Here is a 16,276-nt window from a genome sequence, read left to right as displayed (position 1 = left end):
ATTCTTTTTTTACTTCATAGAAATCGCGCTATGTGGGCAGTAAGCCACGCATTTTGAGCAGCCTATGCATTTTTCATGATCAATAACGATTTTCCCGGAGAAGAGCCCTTCCTTTTCAAATTTGATTGCTCCTGTGGGACAAACTCTCTTAGCTCCGCAGAAGGGTGACTTGTCACAGTTCTTATCATTCAAACATGCCTTTTTCATACAATCACTCCTTTACATATACCCCGTATAGGTATATTATATAATCTTTTTGTATCAATGTCAATATAAAGGATTAATTGTGGCAAAATAACTTAAAGTATTCTATAATTCATAGGAAAGCATAAATTCGCCTTGAACAGGCTTACATATGTATAGGCTTTACACATTTTGGAGGAATAGAAATGTTCAACACTATTGATTACGAACAACTTGATGGAGATTATATACTAATTGATCTTAGGAGTCCGGAAGAGTATTCGGATTTCACAATACCCGGTGCTGTGAGCCTGCCACTGTTTGACAATGAAGAAAGGAAGCTTATCGGTACTGTATACAATCATGAAAGTGTAGAAAAGGCTAAAAAAATAGGAGTTGATTTTGCTTCGAAAAAGCTTCCGGTGCTTTACGAAGAAATATCAAAACTCAAAAAAGACCATGACAAGGTAGTATTGTTTTGTGAGCGTGGAGGCTTGAGAAGCAGCTCGGTATGTTCGCTTCTAAGCTCTCTTGGCGTCGGAGCTGTAAAGCTCAGAGGAGGATATAAAGGTTACCGTTCTGTAGTTAATGCCATGCTTCCGAAGCTGAACAGCGGAGTGAATTATATAGTCGTTCATGGGTATACAGGAACAGGAAAGACAGAGTTGTTGAAAATGCTGGAAGGTAATGGCCATGACGTGTTGGACTTGGAAAGGTATGCGAACCATAGGGGATCGCTACTTGGAGATGTTGGACTAGGAAGCCGTGTAAGCCAGAAACAATTTGAATCACTGGTATATGACAGATTAAAAGATAGAAAATCCGATGTAGTATTTGTTGAAGGGGAAAGCAGCAGAATAGGAAATATTGTGGTTCCACATTATATTATGGAGAGTATGAAGGCCGGAAAGCACATACTTGCAGAGGGGAGCCTCGACAAACGTATGCATAGGGTTGTTGAGGAATATACCCAACATGCGGATTGCAAGGCAGATATCAGGAACTCACTGGAGAAGCTGGGAAGACACATTTCAGCCAAGAGAATCGAAGAATATACAAAAAGTATAGAAGAAGATAATTACAGTGAAGTAGCAAGAGACCTTATGGTTAGGTATTATGACCCTATGTACGAGAATGAACAGAAGGAATTTGAATATGAGCTGACAGTCAACACTGACAACATGGAAGAAGCTTGCTTGAGTATTGAAAAGTGGCTGGAAAATACAAGACCGGAGTAATGAAACTCCGGTCTTGTATTTTTTACTTCACTGTTTCCATTGCCTTCTTAGCAAATTCCTGAGTCACGACTTTGTCATACTCTACTTTTTTATCCAGCTGACCTGCTGATTGCATTACATCCTGCAGCAATTCGAAGGATTCGGGAGTAGTGATGGGGTTGTCGCAGAAAGCATCAATTTCTTTATACCTGTTAATGACAGTGACTAGGATATCATCTTCGGTATCAGGGAAGAAGGACTTAATTTCCTTGGCTATTTCCGCTGCTGTGTGGTTTTTGACCCAAAGCTGGCCTTTATAGGTAGCATTTGTGAACTTTTGAATCATTTCTGGATTTTTATCGATAACGCTTTTTGAAGTGAAATATGCTGTGTAAGAAATCAAGCCGGTTTCTTCTCCAATGGAGGATACAATTTTGCCTGCGTTTTCTTTCTCAAGCATTGAGGCTGTGGGCTCAAATAAAGCAACATAGTCTCCTGTCCCGCTCTTGAATGCACCTGCTGTAGCTGTGAACTGCAAATTGGTTACTATTTCTACATCTTTGCCTGGAATTATCCCATGCTTTTTTAATGCGTATTCAAGTGACATTTCTGGTACTCCCCCCGGCCTTCCGCCGATAATCACTTTTCCCTTAGTGTTTTCCCATTTGAATTCAGACTCATTGTTTCTTGCGACCAGGAAAGAACCATCTCGCTGGGTAAGCTGTGCAAATACTACTGCATAATCTTCCTTACCCTCATTATAAACATAGATGCTGGCTTCTGGACCTGCAAAGCCGATATCACACTGGCCAGAAAGCAAAGCGGTCATTGTCTTATCTGCACCCTGGCCTGTAGTGAGCTCTATTTTCAAGCCTTGCTCTTCAAAAAAGCCTTTGTTGATTGCAACATATTGTGGAGCGTAGAAAATCGAGCGCACAACCTCATTCAGCTTGACGGTAGTAAGCTCCTGCTTGCTGCATCCTGTAGACAACAGTGCAACAGAGGATAGAACAATTAAGGAAACAAGTATAAGAGATATGAGTTTTGTATATTTTCTCACCAAATACCCCCCTAGCTTTTATTTGCATTCTATTATTTTCATATTATGTGGTGATAAATGATTTGAGACAGTCCATTAAAGTTTTTATGATTTTGCAGTGATAGTACAAAAGCATTTTATGTGGAATTATAATTCCACAAATGGTAATATATTAATATGATGCCAGCGTATTGAACGATGTAAAGGTAAATATTTATGTTTGTTGTTGGGAATAAATAAAGGGAAGCCTTTTATGAAACTCGTTAACTGAGCATAACAGAAATCAATTACAACCAATGGGAATATCAATTCGAGAAGCAGTCATTGATGAAAGACACCAGCTTGCAGGTAGATGTATTATAGAGAGGTGAGCTATGAATATTCCAAATGCGTTGACTATTATCAGGTTTTTATTGATTCCGGGTTTTGTTTATTACTTTTTTTCTCCAATGGAATATGGGGTTAGAATAGCCATTGTAATATTTGTAGCGGCAGGCCTGACTGATATTCTTGACGGCTTTATCGCGCGAAAGTATAATCTGGTCACAAGATTGGGAATAGTGCTTGATCCACTTGCTGATAAGCTGATGCTTCTTGCAGTTCTAATAAGCATAACACTGAAGAATCAAATACCCTTCTGGATAATTATAGTTGTGGCAATTAAAGAAACTCTGCTGATACTGGGGGCAATTGTGCTATTCAATAATCATGATATAGTTGTTCCTGCCAACCGGTTCGGGAAGATTTCCACTATCGCATTTTATATTGCCATTCTGGCCGTAGCCTTTGATTTAGCATACAGCCAAATATTTCTTGACGGGTTTGTTCTATTGACGATTGTGGCATTGGTGGTTTATGTGCAAAATTACATAACTATAAAACGCCAGCATAAGATGGACCTGATAAAAAAATAATATTGACAAATCTGCACAACTTTAATACTATTTAAATATATTTAAATAAAAGCAATGAGGAAGAGGAGTAGACAGTCACCGCCTTTTAGAGAGGAAAACTCACAGGCTGCAAGGTTTTCCAGGTATGGTGCTATCGAAGGTAGCTTCTGAGCTCCTGCTGCGAATAGAGTAGCAACAGGCGGGTCTGCCCGTTACAGTTCAAAGAGCCGGTGTTTGCCGGAAATAAGGTGGTACCGCGAAATATACCTTCGCCCTTAACATGGGCGAAGGATTTCTATTTTTTGAGCAAACTATTAACTAAAGGAGGAGACATTAATGGATGAATCTAAGAATATCGCAAAAACCTATGATCCGAAACAAGTAGAAGAGACATTGTATCAGAATTGGATGGAAAAGGGCTACTTTACACCAGTAGCGGATAAAAACAAGGAACCTTATACTATAGTGATACCGCCGCCGAATATAACCGGGCAGCTTCATATGGGCCATGCTCTGGACAATACAATACAGGACATACTGATAAGATGGAGAAGGATGCAGGGCTATGCCACACTTTGGCTTCCAGGCACAGATCACGCAAGTATAGCTACAGAGGCTAAGATAGTTGAGTCTCTTGCGAAGGAAGGCAAGACTAAGTATGGCCTTGGAAGGGAAAAATTCCTGGAGAAGGCTTGGGAATGGAAAGAAGAGTATGGCGGAAGAATACTGAACCAGCTCAAAAAGCTCGGAAGTTCCTGTGATTGGACCAGAGAAAGATTCACATTGGATGAAGGCTGTTCTAAGGCAGTTACGGAGGTTTTCATAAGGCTGTATGAAAAAGGTCTCATTTACAAGGGTGAGAGAATAATTAACTGGTGTCCTAATTGCAAGACCTCAATATCTGATATTGAAACCATATACGATACAGAAAATGGCCATTTCTGGCATATCAAGTACCCTATAAAGGGCAGTGATGAGTTTATTGAGATTGCAACCACCAGACCAGAGACAATGTTAGGCGATACTGCAATAGCGGTTAACCCTGATGATGACAGATACAAGCACTTGGTTGGCAAGATGGTGATACTGCCATTGATGGACAAGGAAATACCCATAATAGCAGATAATTATGTTGATAAGGAGTTTGGGACAGGAGCAGTTAAGATAACACCAGCACATGACCCTAACGACTTTGAAGTAGGTATGAGACACAATTTGCCAATGCCAAGGATTATGAATGATGATGGCACAATAAACGGTCTTGGCGGCAAGTACAAGGGACTTGACAGATACGAAGCAAGAAAGCAGATAATCAAGGATTTGGAAGATCAAGGACTACTGGTCAAGACAAAAGAGCATGAGCATAATGTAGGACACTGCCAGAGATGCAATACCACAATAGAGCCTATACTTTCCAAGCAGTGGTTTGTAAAGATGAAGCCCCTTGCAGAACCTGCATTAGAGGTAGTAAGGGATGGCAGGGTAAAGTTCGTACCGGATAGATTTTCAAAGACTTATTATAACTGGATGGAGAACATTCAGGACTGGTGCATCTCAAGACAGCTGTGGTGGGGTCATAGGATACCCGCATATTACTGCCAGGACTGCGGAGAGATAATAGTATCAAAGACAACGCCGAGCACCTGTGGAAAATGCGGCGGAAGCCTGAAGCAGGATGAGGACACTTTGGATACATGGTTCAGTTCTGCACTGTGGCCTTTCTCAACACTGGGATGGCCTGACAAGACTGAGGATTTGGAGTACTTCTATCCTACAAGCGTTTTGGTTACTGGTTATGACATCATATTCTTCTGGGTAGCGAGAATGATTTTCTCAGCAATGGAGAACATGCAGCAGGAGCCCTTCAAATATGTGTTCATACACGGAATAATAAGAGACTCCGAGGGTAGAAAAATGAGCAAATCCCTTGGCAACGGAATAGATCCTCTTGATGTAATTGATAAATACGGCGCTGATGCTTTGAGATTCAACCTTATATCAGGGAACTCTCCGGGAAACGATATGAGATTTTTCTGGGAGAAGGTAGAAGCTTACAGCAATTTTGCAAATAAGATTTGGAACGCTTCAAGGTTTGTTCTGATGAACTTGGATTTTGAAAAAGTACAGAAGGCAGATAGGACAAAATATGCAGCAAGCTTGACTACTGCAGACAAATGGGTAATAAGCAGATTCAACACTGTTGTAAAAGAAGTTACCGAAAACATGGAGAAGTTCGAGCTGGGTATTGCGGCACAGAAGCTATACGATTTCATGTGGTCAGAGTTCTGTGACTGGTACATTGAGCTTGTAAAGCCAAGGCTTTATGGTGAGGACGAGGAAACCAAGGTTATTGCACAAGTTACCCTCTGCGATGTATTAGAGGGAACAATGCAGCTGCTGCACCCGTTCATGCCATTTATCACTGAGGAAATATACCAGCATCTGCCCTCTGAATATGAGTCAATAATGATTTCGAAGTGGCCGGCTTATGATGAGAAGTCATATAAACCAGAGGAAGAGAAGAAGATGGAAATGGTTATGGAGGCTATAAAGGGTATAAGAAACATAAGAGCCGAAATGAATGTTGTTCCATCAAGAAAAGCCAAGGTAATGATAGTAACTGGTAAAAAAGACGTTAAAGCAGCTATGGAGGACGGCAGGATGTACTTTGAAAGACTTGCATCTGCCTCGGAGGTTGTAGTTCTTTCAGAAAAGATAGGCATACCAGAGGGTGCAGTATCGGTGCTTATAAATGGCGCTGAGATATACTTGCCTCTTGAGGATTTGGTAGACTTTGAAAAAGAGCTTGAAAGACTGAACAAGGAAAAGGATAATCTGGAGAAGGAAATTCAGAGAGTCAAAGGGAAGCTTGGAAACCAAGGCTTTGTAGCAAAGGCGCCTCAGAGTGTAATAGAAGAAGAGAAGGCCAAGGAGAAGAAATACGAAGATATGTTGGTAAAGGTACTTGAAAGGATGAATTCGCTTAAAAAGTAATGGGGCGAGGTATTAGGCATGAACTATAATGAAGTAGTAAATTTAATTGAAACCTCCATGAGATTCGGATGCAGGCCTGGACTTGAGAGAACGGCGAAGCTTCTGGCTTTCCTGGGGAATCCCCATAAAAGATTAAGGCTGATACATGTTGCAGGCACCAACGGCAAGGGCTCAACCACCGCGATGATAGCAAATGTATTGAGCAGTGCAGGATATAGCACCGGAATGTATATATCACCTCATCTTTACAAGAATACTGAGAGGATGACAATAGACGGCATAGAGATAACGGAAGAGGATTTTGTCAAGTATGCCCTGGAAGTCATGGCTATGGTGAAGCTCATGAAGGAAAAGGGACTTGAGGAGCCAACACAGTTCGAAATGTATACCGCAATGGCATTCCTTTACTTCGAGAATAAAAAGGTTGATTTTGCAGTAATTGAAGTAGGACTGGGGGGAAGGTACGATGCCACGAATGTGATAGATCCGACTCTGGCGGTGATAACCTCCATAAGCTATGATCACATGGATATACTGGGAGATTCAATAGAAAAGATAGCCTATGAGAAGGCGGGTATTATTAAAGAAGGCTCAACTGTGATAATGTATCCGCAGTTATTTGCTGATGCCGCCAACCTTATGGAAGAGGTGAGCCGAGAGAAAAAGGCGACCTTGATAAAGGCTGGCAAGAATTCAGTGATACTTAAGGAGTTCAGCATGGCTGGGCAGATAATTGATTTTAAATACAGGGGTTATGATATACATGACATTAAACTGCCACTTATCGGAGACCATCAGCTAAACAATGCAGCGGTTGCTCTCACTGCTATAGCAGAGCTTAACAAGATGGGGCATTCAGTAGAGGCTGAAGCCGTGAGAAAGGGCATTGAGAGTGTCAAATGGCCCTGCCGACTGAGCATAGTGAGCACTGAGCCTTTGATACTAATAGACGGGGCTCACAATGAAGACGGTATAAATTCTTTGCAGAGTGCACTTTCAAAGTACTTCAGCAGCAGAAAAATAATATTTGTAATAGGTATGCTGAAGGATAAGGATTACGGCTATGCAATCAGAAAACTTATGCCAATGGCCTATTATACAATAGCTACAGAACCGGTGAGCGAAAGAGCGCTTTCGGCCAGCGCAATGGCAGAAGCTGTGAAGCCTTATTGCAACAGTGTAAGCCCGGAGCCAAACATAATAAAAGCCATTGAGAAGGCAAAGGAGCTGTATGACAAGGACAGCATGATATGTGTCTGCGGGTCGTTATATCTTGCAGGCAGTGCATATGAATATTTGGCACGAGGCAATGGGCAATAGGCTATAGGCAATTGGTTTCGGGGTATAAGAAAGGTAGGGGCGAACACTGTTCGCCCGTACAATAAAAGAAAAGCGCGATATCGCGCTTTTTTTATACATTGAATCTGAAGTTTATTATATCTCCGTCTTGAACGATATACTCTTTGCCTTCCAGACGGTACAGGCCTTTTTCCTTGGCCTTTGCCATGTGGCCTAGCTCTTCAATATCCTTGAATTTCACTACCTCGGCTCTAATAAAGCCTCTCTCTATATCAGAGTGGATTTTACCTGCGGCTTTTCTTGCATCTATACCCTTCCTGATAGTCCAGGCTCTTACCTCATCCTCACCTGCGGTAAGGAAGGAAATCAAACCCTGAAAGTCATAAGTGGTGCTTGCAAGAATGTCTATGCCGGATCTTTTGATGCCAAGCTCCTCCATGAACATCAGCCTGTCTTCCTCTTCAAGCTCGCTGATTTCCATCTCTGCTTTGGCGCATACCTCTATAACCGGTACATTCCTTTCAGCTGCATACTTTTTAACTTCTTCCTTTAGCGGATAGCTGTCTGACTTAAGGGAATTCTCATCTACGTTAATAACAAGTATCATCGGTTTTTCCGAAAGGAAGCTGAAGGTTTTCAGAAGCTCTCTCTCTTCATCGGTCAGGCTTATCTGGTGTATCAGCAGCCCATCCTCAAGGCCTTTTTTGCACTTTTTAATTACTGCAAGCTCTGCGAGATTCTCCTTAGTTACCTTTTTACTGCCTTCTATTCTTGATATCCTATTGTCTATTATACCAAGGTCGGCGAAAAGCAGCTCGAGGTTGACTGTCTCGATGTCGCGCATAGGGTCTATTGAACCATCCACATGCTGCACGTCAGCGTTCTCAAAAGCTCTGATAATATGTACAAGAGTATCAACCTTCCTGATATCTTCAAGGAATTGGTTTCCTACTCCTTTTCCAGTGCTGGCTCCGCTGACCAGGCCCGGTACGTCAATAAAATCTATCAAGGCATATGTTATCTTTTTAGGCTTGTAAAGCTTGGAGAGAAAATCAATTCTATAATCAGGAACCTTTGCAGAGCCTATGTTTGAAGCTAGCTTTCCCGAAGAAAAGTTTGATATCTCCGCATGGGCGTGGGTAAGTAAATTGAAAAACGTCGTCTTGCCAACCGATGGCAGACCAACCAGACCGATTTTCATGATTATTACCTCCTACCATATATTATATAAAGGCCTTCTTTAAAGTATTGTAACGACCAAGGCAGCCTTTTATAAACTCTATGCTATTTATAATTATAGCAATAAATCAGCAATTATCAAAGTGTTTTTAGGAGATAGGCAATGGGCAATAAGCAATAGGCAATGGGCAATAGGCAATGGGCAATGGGCAATGGGATAGGGTATTCCTAAAGGGTGTGGTTTCGCGTTTCGCGTTTCGTGTTACGAGTTACGAGTTACGAGTTACGCGTGTTTTAGTAAGATTTTGGAGTAAATAAGAGAAGCACTTTGCGGCGCTTCTTTTGGTTTAATTTATGAGCGAGCTTATAAGCTGGCTGTAAATCTTTTCTGAGGAGTTTTTCCACTTTTCACAAACCTGCTTGGCCTGTTTCGCAGATACTACGCTAAGCTTGAGATCCATTAGTACAAGCTCCTTTTCAATTACCTTCAGGCTTACTATGTATTCTTTGTCACTCATTTTGCTATACTCTGCAATTACTTGGGATTCTTTCTTCAGACTGTCTTTGTTCTTAGCAATATAATTATCTATTATTCCGGTGGTGTTTTTAGGAATCCTTTGCCAGAAAACCTCAACAGCATTCTTACCAATTTCGGTAGTGGCAAAGCATTGCTTTTTCTGATGCAAAACCAGCTTTATCATGCCGGCCTCTTCCAGATCGGAGATACACTGCTGGAAAGTGAAGAAGTCTATAAGGTTGTTTTCCAATATTGCACTGGTAATCTGCGTTTTGGTAAGTGGGATGTCCATTTTGCTTAAGAGATATAATATCATTAGTTTTTTATCAGCAAGAACTCCGCTATCAAGAATCATAAATTCATCTCCAATATGTTTTGCGAAAAACATTTTATACTGGTCTTTCTTTGCCACAGTATCCTAATTATAGCACAGTTGATTTTGCATGTAACGAACTAAGTTTTTTATTTTAGAAAACACATACTTGATTTGTGTATGTGTTATTATCAGAAAGGACACTTAGTACCTTACGGGTTTTAACTGTAATATTTCGCACTTATTTGAATTTCATTATTAAGGATTAAGTGCGAAATAAATAATTAAGCAAAAACAAAAATCAGGCATATTTCAGTCTGATTTTTGTTTTTTTATCTTAAGTTATGATTTGTTTTCAAGCTGTTGTTCTGCCAGAGTGATTAACTTCTTCACCATGCTTCCTCCGACCCTTCCGCAATCCTTTGACGATAGATTTCCCCAGTAGTCTTCGGAGCCTTGGTGTACTGGCAAATTTAATTCTGAAGCTATTTCATACTTCATATTATCAAGAGCCTTGTGAGCTGTTGGTACCTTTAATCCTTTATTAAACCTTCCACTTCCTGCAGCCATTAAAAAACCCTCCTTATATATAGCATATTATAATTTAAATTTGTTTTTTTAAAGCTCTATATACTGATATTTTAAGTCTTATTTCCCTGCTGCATTATTAATTTAACCTTTTTGTGAATAAAATATGTTAGAACATTATGTTTTTATGAATAATATTATAACCAGATGCATATAATTATAGATTCAGGAAATAAAATATTCATATGGTTGATAAATGAAAAAATGAAATTTTAAAGGGCAAGTAGAAATAACACTTGCCCTCAACTCTTATCATTATTATGTCATTTTCCTTTTGATTGGAATCTTTCTTCCCTTGTTGGTACCATTTCTGTGGATGCCCTGCTGCTGCTGTTTCTGTGATGTAGCTTCTCTGTGGAAGTGTCTCTCTTGCGGCAATATCAGTTCGCGTGAGAATTCTACCATATGTCCTTGGATGTTTGTAAAGTGGCTGCGCCTGTTAGACATATATTCACCTCCAATAAAATTCGAAGTACAATATTATTTTGCCCTGAAATAAAATTTGAAATCCAGGAATTTGAGTTGAATAATGGCATGAAATGAATAATTTACTTTTTTCTTTGAATTGGATATTGTCGAAAGGGATAAGAATTTCTGGTATAATCTAGATATAACAAATCGAAAGGAGCAGGACATGAAACAACTGAAGCAGGTATTTGTACTTTTTGTCGCACTTGTTATAGCACTTAATTTTGTTGGATGCACAACTCAGAAGGTGGGAGAGGATCCCAAAAAACCGGAGCAGAACCAACCAACGCCAACACCTGTGGAACCGGTTAAAGAGCCTCAAAATAACACCCCAAGTCAGAATAATAATGAAAGCAAAGTAGATGAAGTTGATTTGGGAAAAATTAAAGCCAATGAAAACGGTCAGGTTATGATACTTATGTATCATGGCATTAGTGATAAAGAAGCTGAATGGGTGAGAACACCGGATAACTTCAGGAAAGACCTGAAGACGCTGTATGGCAAGGGATATAGGCTCGTGAGCCTTAAAGACTATGTTGAGAACAATATTAAGGTTGAAGCAGGGTACACACCATTTGTTATGACCTTTGATGACGGTCACCAGAATAATTTTAGTATAATTGAGGAAAATGGAGAGAAAAAGATAGATCCTAACTGTGCAGTAGGAATCATTGAGCAGTTCAAAAAAGAGCATCCGGATTTTGGCAGCGGCGGCAGCTTTTTCATATATTATCCGATTCCTTTCAGACAGAAGGAGCTTATTAAGGAAAAGTATGAATTTCTTATACAGAACGGCTATGATATAGGAAACCATTCCTATACACATGAGAACCTTGGAAAGCTTAGCGGTGAAGACGTACAGAAGGTATTGGCAAAAAACGTGAAGCTCACTCAGGAATATCTGCCGGAATATGATGTGTATGCTCTTGCACTTCCTTTGGGAATAGGGCCCAAGGGAGACAACTATAAGTATGCGGCTCAAGGAGAGTTTGAGGGTGTCAAATACAACCATAGGGCGATACTCAAGGTGGGAAGCAATCCTGCTCTGTCACCGGTGAACGTTAAATTTGACCCGTTAAGGCTCCCAAGAGTGAGAGGCAGTGAAATGAAAACAGAGGGCACGGGAATTTATGATTGGCTCCAACACTTCGAAAAGAAACCGGAAAAGCGATATATAAGCGATGGAAATCCAGACACTGTAGCAATACCGGAAAGTGAAAAGGTAAATGTGGATGTGAACAAGCTTAATGGTAAAGAACTAATAATATATAATTAAGAATGAATCAAACGGGATTAGTTGAAATAACTAATCCCGTTTTTTTATACTTGCCATATATGCTTTGATTTTTGAAACGAAGTACATATGCTCTCTCATAAAGTGGTCAGGAATAAGGGGTGACAGTGTACCGTTACCCAATACCTTACACTTAGTGCGAAGCTCTTTGAATTTTCCAAGAAATGCAGTGAAATTCTCCAGCCATTCTATAGTCTCTTCAGCCAGCAGCATCAAGGCTCCATCATACAAACCCACCCTGTTAAGCATCATTTCAAGCTCTGAGGCTTTTATCAGAAGCTTATCAAATTTTTCCTTGAACATTTGAACCTCAGTAGTTATTAAGGCTTCTGCAGGGTCAAGGAATGACATTAATCCGGCAGCATGACCTGAAGCGTCTGCCAGCCATATTTTTATTTGGCTTGCCAACTCAGCAGGAGTATCAACAATGCTTTCTTCAGGCATCATAAACAAATGTCTGAATTCCATCGCCTCATTAATTTGATGATTTATAAGGGTGGGTGGAAAGTTCATCTGAATATTGCACATCAGCAAACTCCGTAAGATTCCCTTCTTATACTCTATGAAGGATTCCAATGCAGATAAGAGATCCGAGAGCATTTCTTCCTCAAGGTTTTTACAATTCTCAAACTTTTTTATTGCATTTTGGAAATAGTTCTTGTAATACATTGATGTTTGCACACAACTCATTTCTTTTACTGTGAAGGCATTGGTCTGAAACATCGCATGATCTCTCATTATACCTAGCCAGAAGACTATATCTTTTCTTAACTCTGACATTAGCATGACCTCCTAATTATTTAAACGCTATAGCCATTATATTAATCAGCGCAGAGTTTGGAGCCTGGCAGGTATAATTAAGTTAAGAAAAATAAAACCCAAATCGCATTCTGGTGATTTGGGTTTTTTGCTTTTTATTGAAAATTCATCTGCTCAAGAAGCAGCCTTCCGAATAATATGCTCTCTATGACTGTATTCTTGAAGTAGGGGTTGGCCAAATCACAGCTGCTTCCTGACTTTTGAAGGAAATACAGCTCTTCGCTTTCTCCTGTGACCTCAGCATAAAGCTTGCCGTCCTTATAAAGCTTATCTCCAATATTGAGCTTTATGTCACCGAAGCCAATCTGTTCAAACATTTTTTCACTGGAATCATTTCTTCTTTTTCTTCTCATATCATTCACCTGAATTTGTAGTAATTGTTTTCTTACAATAGTATTTTCGACACATATATTATCAAAATTAATACTAATTTGCAAATCAAGTGATAAATATGTATGTTTATCGAATATTCGTTGACAGAAAATAACATAATTTGTATAATTTACATCACCGGACTATAAAAGATGGTAAATATGTAATAAAAAAACATAAATAGGATGATATGTAATATAAGCTTCGATTAATAATCATAAGCGGGGGATATATATGAGATTGCTATCTGCGATTAATTATGAGGATATTGAAGAATATCTAAACTATTTGCCTGGAATAACAGCAGTTGATATAGTAAAGGATAAAAAGTCGCTGATAGATACTGCAGGCTCATTCCAATATGACTTGGTACTACTATCAAAAGAACTCACTGGCAGTGAAGAAATGGAACATTTGATAGAACTACTGACATCAGGTGAATTTAAAACGCAGAGGGTAGTATTTATATATGGGGAATATGACAGTATTTGCGACAACTTTATAAGGTTTTTGATTGGCCATGGAGTTTATGATTTCTACGTGGGAGATGAAATAACCTCCAGAGACCTTGAAAGACTTATATTCAGACCTGCCGGCAAGGAAATGGCCTTCGGTTACCTTCAGAGCAGTTTTGACAATGAGCAGTATTTTAGTTATAAGAATCAGAATGCCAAAGAAAGCAGTTCCTTCTTAAGCGGCAGCTTACTCTTCAATTCTGGCTTCAAGACTTTTTTGAAGGCAGGCAACTATAAGAGAGCTCCTGTTGAGAAGCTAGTCATTTCTATAGTATCAAATCAAGCCACGGGTAAATCCCATACAGCATGGAATTTGGGCTATTGCCTCTCTAAACGAGGGTATGCCACCAGCCTTATTAATATTGACAGGGGTTATTCTGCAAATCTGTTTTTCGATATTGATGACATTTATTATGATCTGCTTGATTTCACCCTGCAAAACAATATGCATAAGGATATACTGGATAACTGCTGTAAAAGAAAAAACCTGAGTATTATCACCGGAAAGCTTGGTGATGAAAAGGAAATCAGCGGCGATGATTTCCTTAAACTTCTATATGGCATCCGTACTAAATCAGATATCACGATTATTGACACAAGGACAGGTTTATCAGCTTTGACAAGACTAGCGGTAAAAAGCTCTATATATGATTTGCTGATTTTTGACTGCGATATAATGCACTACCATATGAACATGAACATGCTGGAAGAGCTAAAGGATGATTTTGTACCAGAAAAGACACTTGCGGTCATTAACAACACAAATGTGAAATCTTCCAGTCACAAGTTTATATACAATGAGCTTAAAAGCTCCGGCATACCCTTTAAAGATATAGCTTTTATAAGCAGCTGCGGTTATCTTGGCTGGGAAGTGATGCATACAGGCATTGTGCCATACAAGGCAGCAGGAGAAGAGTACAAAGAATTTACAAGAGATATGGATGTTTTATTGGAAAAACTCTGCACGAGACAAAGCAAGAACGGATTTTCAATTGGTATTTTTGGAAGGTAAGAGGGTGGGATTCATTGGCTTATAACAAGAGAATAAAAGCTTATGCAATAAAGAGAGGCGCATTTATAACAATATGCTTACTATGCTTAGTTTTTATCATTTCTGCTGGTTATTTTTTCTATAGGAATATAATGTCGGCAGAAGCCGCAAATTCGTCAAGCGGAAAAAGCAATACATCCCAAAGCAGAACCATTGTAATTGCTCGTGCAAAACTCAGCATGAGGCAAGGTGAGGTAATGGATGTAAGTAAAGCAGAGCTGGTGGAGGTACCTGCGGAATTGGCTTCAAAGGGAGCAATTACAAGCCTTTCAAAGCTTAATAATATGAGACTTAAACGAGAACTATCAGAGAAAGAATTCTTGAATGCTTTGGACTTAATGGCTGAAAGCGCATCCTACGAGGAGGGCGATAGGCTAATTGAGCATAACTTCGCAGAAGGGGCTATACCTGCCGCAGTTGCAGAGGGCAGTGCCATAGATGTCAAACTCTTTGTAAAAGGTGAAGAGGATTGTGTAGTAATTTCAAAGGCTGTCGTGGTTTCGCGGAATGCTAATCTATTATCTTTTTATATGAATCAGATGGAACAGGAATTCCTCAAAGAAGCTGCAACGGAAGGAATACTCATGGTAGTACAGTATATTGATGACTCACAGGTAGCAAGTGGGGTTACATATATCCCATTATATGATAAGAGTAAAATGAAGGAGTGAATTATATGCGAGGTTCCAAAGGGAAGCTTATATGCATCTGGTCTCCTGTGCTGCATGGTGAGGGATGCTCCACATTAGCCTGCGCGCTGGGCTTTGGAATGCAGCATCTTTCAGGTAAGAAGGTGCTGATTGTAAACAAGAGCAATTCTACCAGCCACATGGAAAAATATGTGGAGAAGGATATAGAGATAAAATACTCAATGGATAACTTGAAAATATTCAATACAGGGATAAGGACAGAGCATATTCAAACCTATGCCACACAGGTGAATGCAGGCTTATACATGATAGCGGGCTCAAGGTTTAACAAGGAGATTACCAGAGAGAATAACGATTTTGACAGACTCTTCCTAGACAGATGCCTGGAGGGTTTTGATATTGTAATTACTGATATGGATACAGGAGTCAGAGAGGAAAATAGGCTTTATCTGGATCGCGCTGATAGCATCATTGCAGTTTTTACTCCTAATGAAATAATAATGGATGAACTGTATCAATATCCTGGGATGAGAGAGGTTCTTGATTATTTCACAAATGAAAAGACAGTCAGTGTAGTAAATAAGCTATATGATGGCTGGGAGACAAGCAGGGCAATTGGAAAGTTCGAGAGTAAATATTTATTATCTAAAACCTTCGGATTGAACTATGATGGTGATGTTTTAAACTCTTGCTGTGCAGATAATGATTTTTACTCTTTTCTTATGAAGGAGATAAAGCGGGAGAAAAATGGGTATGTGAAGCAATTAGTTGATATTTGCGGTTTCTTGATTGATTCACTAAATATGGAAAGAAATACTATTAATAGCATAAAAAATGGGGGCATTTTCAAAAGACTTCTTCGAAGCAGCCTATTCTAACTGGAGG

General features: G+C 39.6%; 16 protein-coding genes and 1 other annotated feature. Of the genes, 8 read left to right on the top strand and 8 right to left on the bottom strand.

All coding sequences use genetic code 11. From position 1 onward, the window contains the following. Positions 1–9: 9 nt before the first annotated feature. On the bottom strand, positions 10–207 hold the full coding sequence (locus VEB00_09710; protein HYF83287.1) for a 4Fe-4S binding protein: 198 nt from the start codon (positions 205–207) through the stop codon (positions 10–12). Between the two features lie 182 nt (positions 208–389). Between VEB00_09710 and mnmH the strand changes: the two genes are divergently transcribed. Continuing rightward, entirely contained in the window at positions 390–1,421 is a 1,032-nt protein-coding gene (gene mnmH, locus VEB00_09705; protein HYF83286.1) for a tRNA 2-selenouridine(34) synthase MnmH, read from the top strand. Between the two features lie 22 nt (positions 1,422–1,443). Here the strand turns inward: mnmH and VEB00_09700 are convergent, their stop codons facing one another. Further along, positions 1,444–2,460 (bottom strand): ABC transporter substrate-binding protein, encoded by a 1,017-nt coding sequence (locus tag VEB00_09700; GenBank protein ID HYF83285.1) that lies wholly within the window; start codon positions 2,458–2,460, stop codon positions 1,444–1,446. A gap of 353 nt (positions 2,461–2,813) precedes the next feature. Here VEB00_09700 and VEB00_09695 point away from each other — a divergent pair, with 353 nt between their 5' ends. The 3 genes from VEB00_09695 (at position 2,814) to VEB00_09685 (ending at position 7,646) form a co-directional block, all read left to right on the top strand. Beyond that, entirely contained in the window at positions 2,814–3,353 is a 540-nt protein-coding gene (locus VEB00_09695) for a CDP-alcohol phosphatidyltransferase family protein (GenBank protein ID HYF83284.1), read from the top strand. Between the two features lie 45 nt (positions 3,354–3,398). Next, positions 3,399–3,612: a binding site (T-box leader), on the top strand. Positions 3,613–3,668: 56 nt separating this feature from the next. Further along, positions 3,669–6,326, top strand: coding sequence for a valine--tRNA ligase (locus tag VEB00_09690; GenBank protein ID HYF83283.1), 2,658 nt, complete (start codon positions 3,669–3,671; stop codon positions 6,324–6,326). 18 nt (positions 6,327–6,344) lie between these two features. Then, complete coding sequence (locus tag VEB00_09685) at positions 6,345–7,646, top strand: folylpolyglutamate synthase/dihydrofolate synthase family protein (protein HYF83282.1); 1,302 nt, start codon at positions 6,345–6,347, stop codon at positions 7,644–7,646. Positions 7,647–7,737: 91 nt separating this feature from the next. Here VEB00_09685 and ychF read toward each other — a convergent pair whose 3' ends face one another. From ychF to VEB00_09665, 4 genes are all read right to left on the bottom strand, one after another. Next, positions 7,738–8,826: a redox-regulated ATPase YchF gene (gene ychF, locus VEB00_09680; GenBank protein HYF83281.1), complete on the bottom strand. Its 1,089-nt coding sequence runs from the start codon at positions 8,824–8,826 to the stop codon at positions 7,738–7,740. A 325-nt stretch (positions 8,827–9,151) separates the two neighbouring features. Further along, on the bottom strand, positions 9,152–9,676 hold the full coding sequence (locus tag VEB00_09675) for a DUF4364 family protein (protein ID HYF83280.1): 525 nt from the start codon (positions 9,674–9,676) through the stop codon (positions 9,152–9,154). A 300-nt stretch (positions 9,677–9,976) separates the two neighbouring features. Then, positions 9,977–10,204, bottom strand: coding sequence for an alpha/beta-type small acid-soluble spore protein (locus VEB00_09670; protein ID HYF83279.1), 228 nt, complete (start codon positions 10,202–10,204; stop codon positions 9,977–9,979). A 276-nt stretch (positions 10,205–10,480) separates the two neighbouring features. Beyond that, complete coding sequence (locus tag VEB00_09665) at positions 10,481–10,669, bottom strand: hypothetical protein (GenBank protein ID HYF83278.1); 189 nt, start codon at positions 10,667–10,669, stop codon at positions 10,481–10,483. Positions 10,670–10,856: 187 nt separating this feature from the next. On the opposite strand from VEB00_09665, the gene VEB00_09660 reads away from it, so the two are divergent. Continuing rightward, the gene (locus VEB00_09660) at positions 10,857–11,966 is read left to right on the top strand and encodes a polysaccharide deacetylase family protein (GenBank protein HYF83277.1); all 1,110 of its coding nucleotides are present in this window, start codon (positions 10,857–10,859) and stop codon (positions 11,964–11,966) included. 30 nt (positions 11,967–11,996) lie between these two features. On the opposite strand, the gene VEB00_09655 is transcribed toward VEB00_09660, so the two are convergent. Both VEB00_09655 and VEB00_09650 read right to left on the bottom strand, forming a co-directional pair. Beyond that, on the bottom strand, positions 11,997–12,764 hold the full coding sequence (locus tag VEB00_09655) for a DUF2935 domain-containing protein (protein ID HYF83276.1): 768 nt from the start codon (positions 12,762–12,764) through the stop codon (positions 11,997–11,999). 134 nt (positions 12,765–12,898) lie between these two features. After that, positions 12,899–13,156, bottom strand: coding sequence for a hypothetical protein (locus VEB00_09650; GenBank protein ID HYF83275.1), 258 nt, complete (start codon positions 13,154–13,156; stop codon positions 12,899–12,901). A gap of 253 nt (positions 13,157–13,409) precedes the next feature. On the opposite strand from VEB00_09650, the gene VEB00_09645 reads away from it, so the two are divergent. Genes VEB00_09645 through VEB00_09635 form a run of 3 tightly spaced genes read left to right on the top strand, consistent with a single transcriptional unit; the run spans position 13,410 to position 16,269 of the window. Continuing rightward, complete coding sequence (locus VEB00_09645; protein HYF83274.1) at positions 13,410–14,702, top strand: hypothetical protein; 1,293 nt, start codon at positions 13,410–13,412, stop codon at positions 14,700–14,702. 14 nt (positions 14,703–14,716) lie between these two features. Then, positions 14,717–15,412, top strand: a complete 696-nt coding sequence (locus VEB00_09640) for a hypothetical protein (protein HYF83273.1) — start codon at positions 14,717–14,719, stop codon at positions 15,410–15,412. A gap of 5 nt (positions 15,413–15,417) precedes the next feature. After that, a complete protein-coding gene (locus VEB00_09635) occupies positions 15,418–16,269 on the top strand; it encodes a hypothetical protein (GenBank protein ID HYF83272.1) in 852 nt (283 codons plus the stop codon). Positions 16,270–16,276 lie beyond the last annotated feature (7 nt).

Source organism: Clostridia bacterium, assembly GCA_035628995.1.
GTDB lineage: Bacteria > Bacillota > Clostridia > Lutisporales > Lutisporaceae > BRH-c25.
The sequence above is the reverse complement of the archived record's forward strand: the minus strand, read 5'-3'. Positions and strand labels throughout refer to the sequence as shown.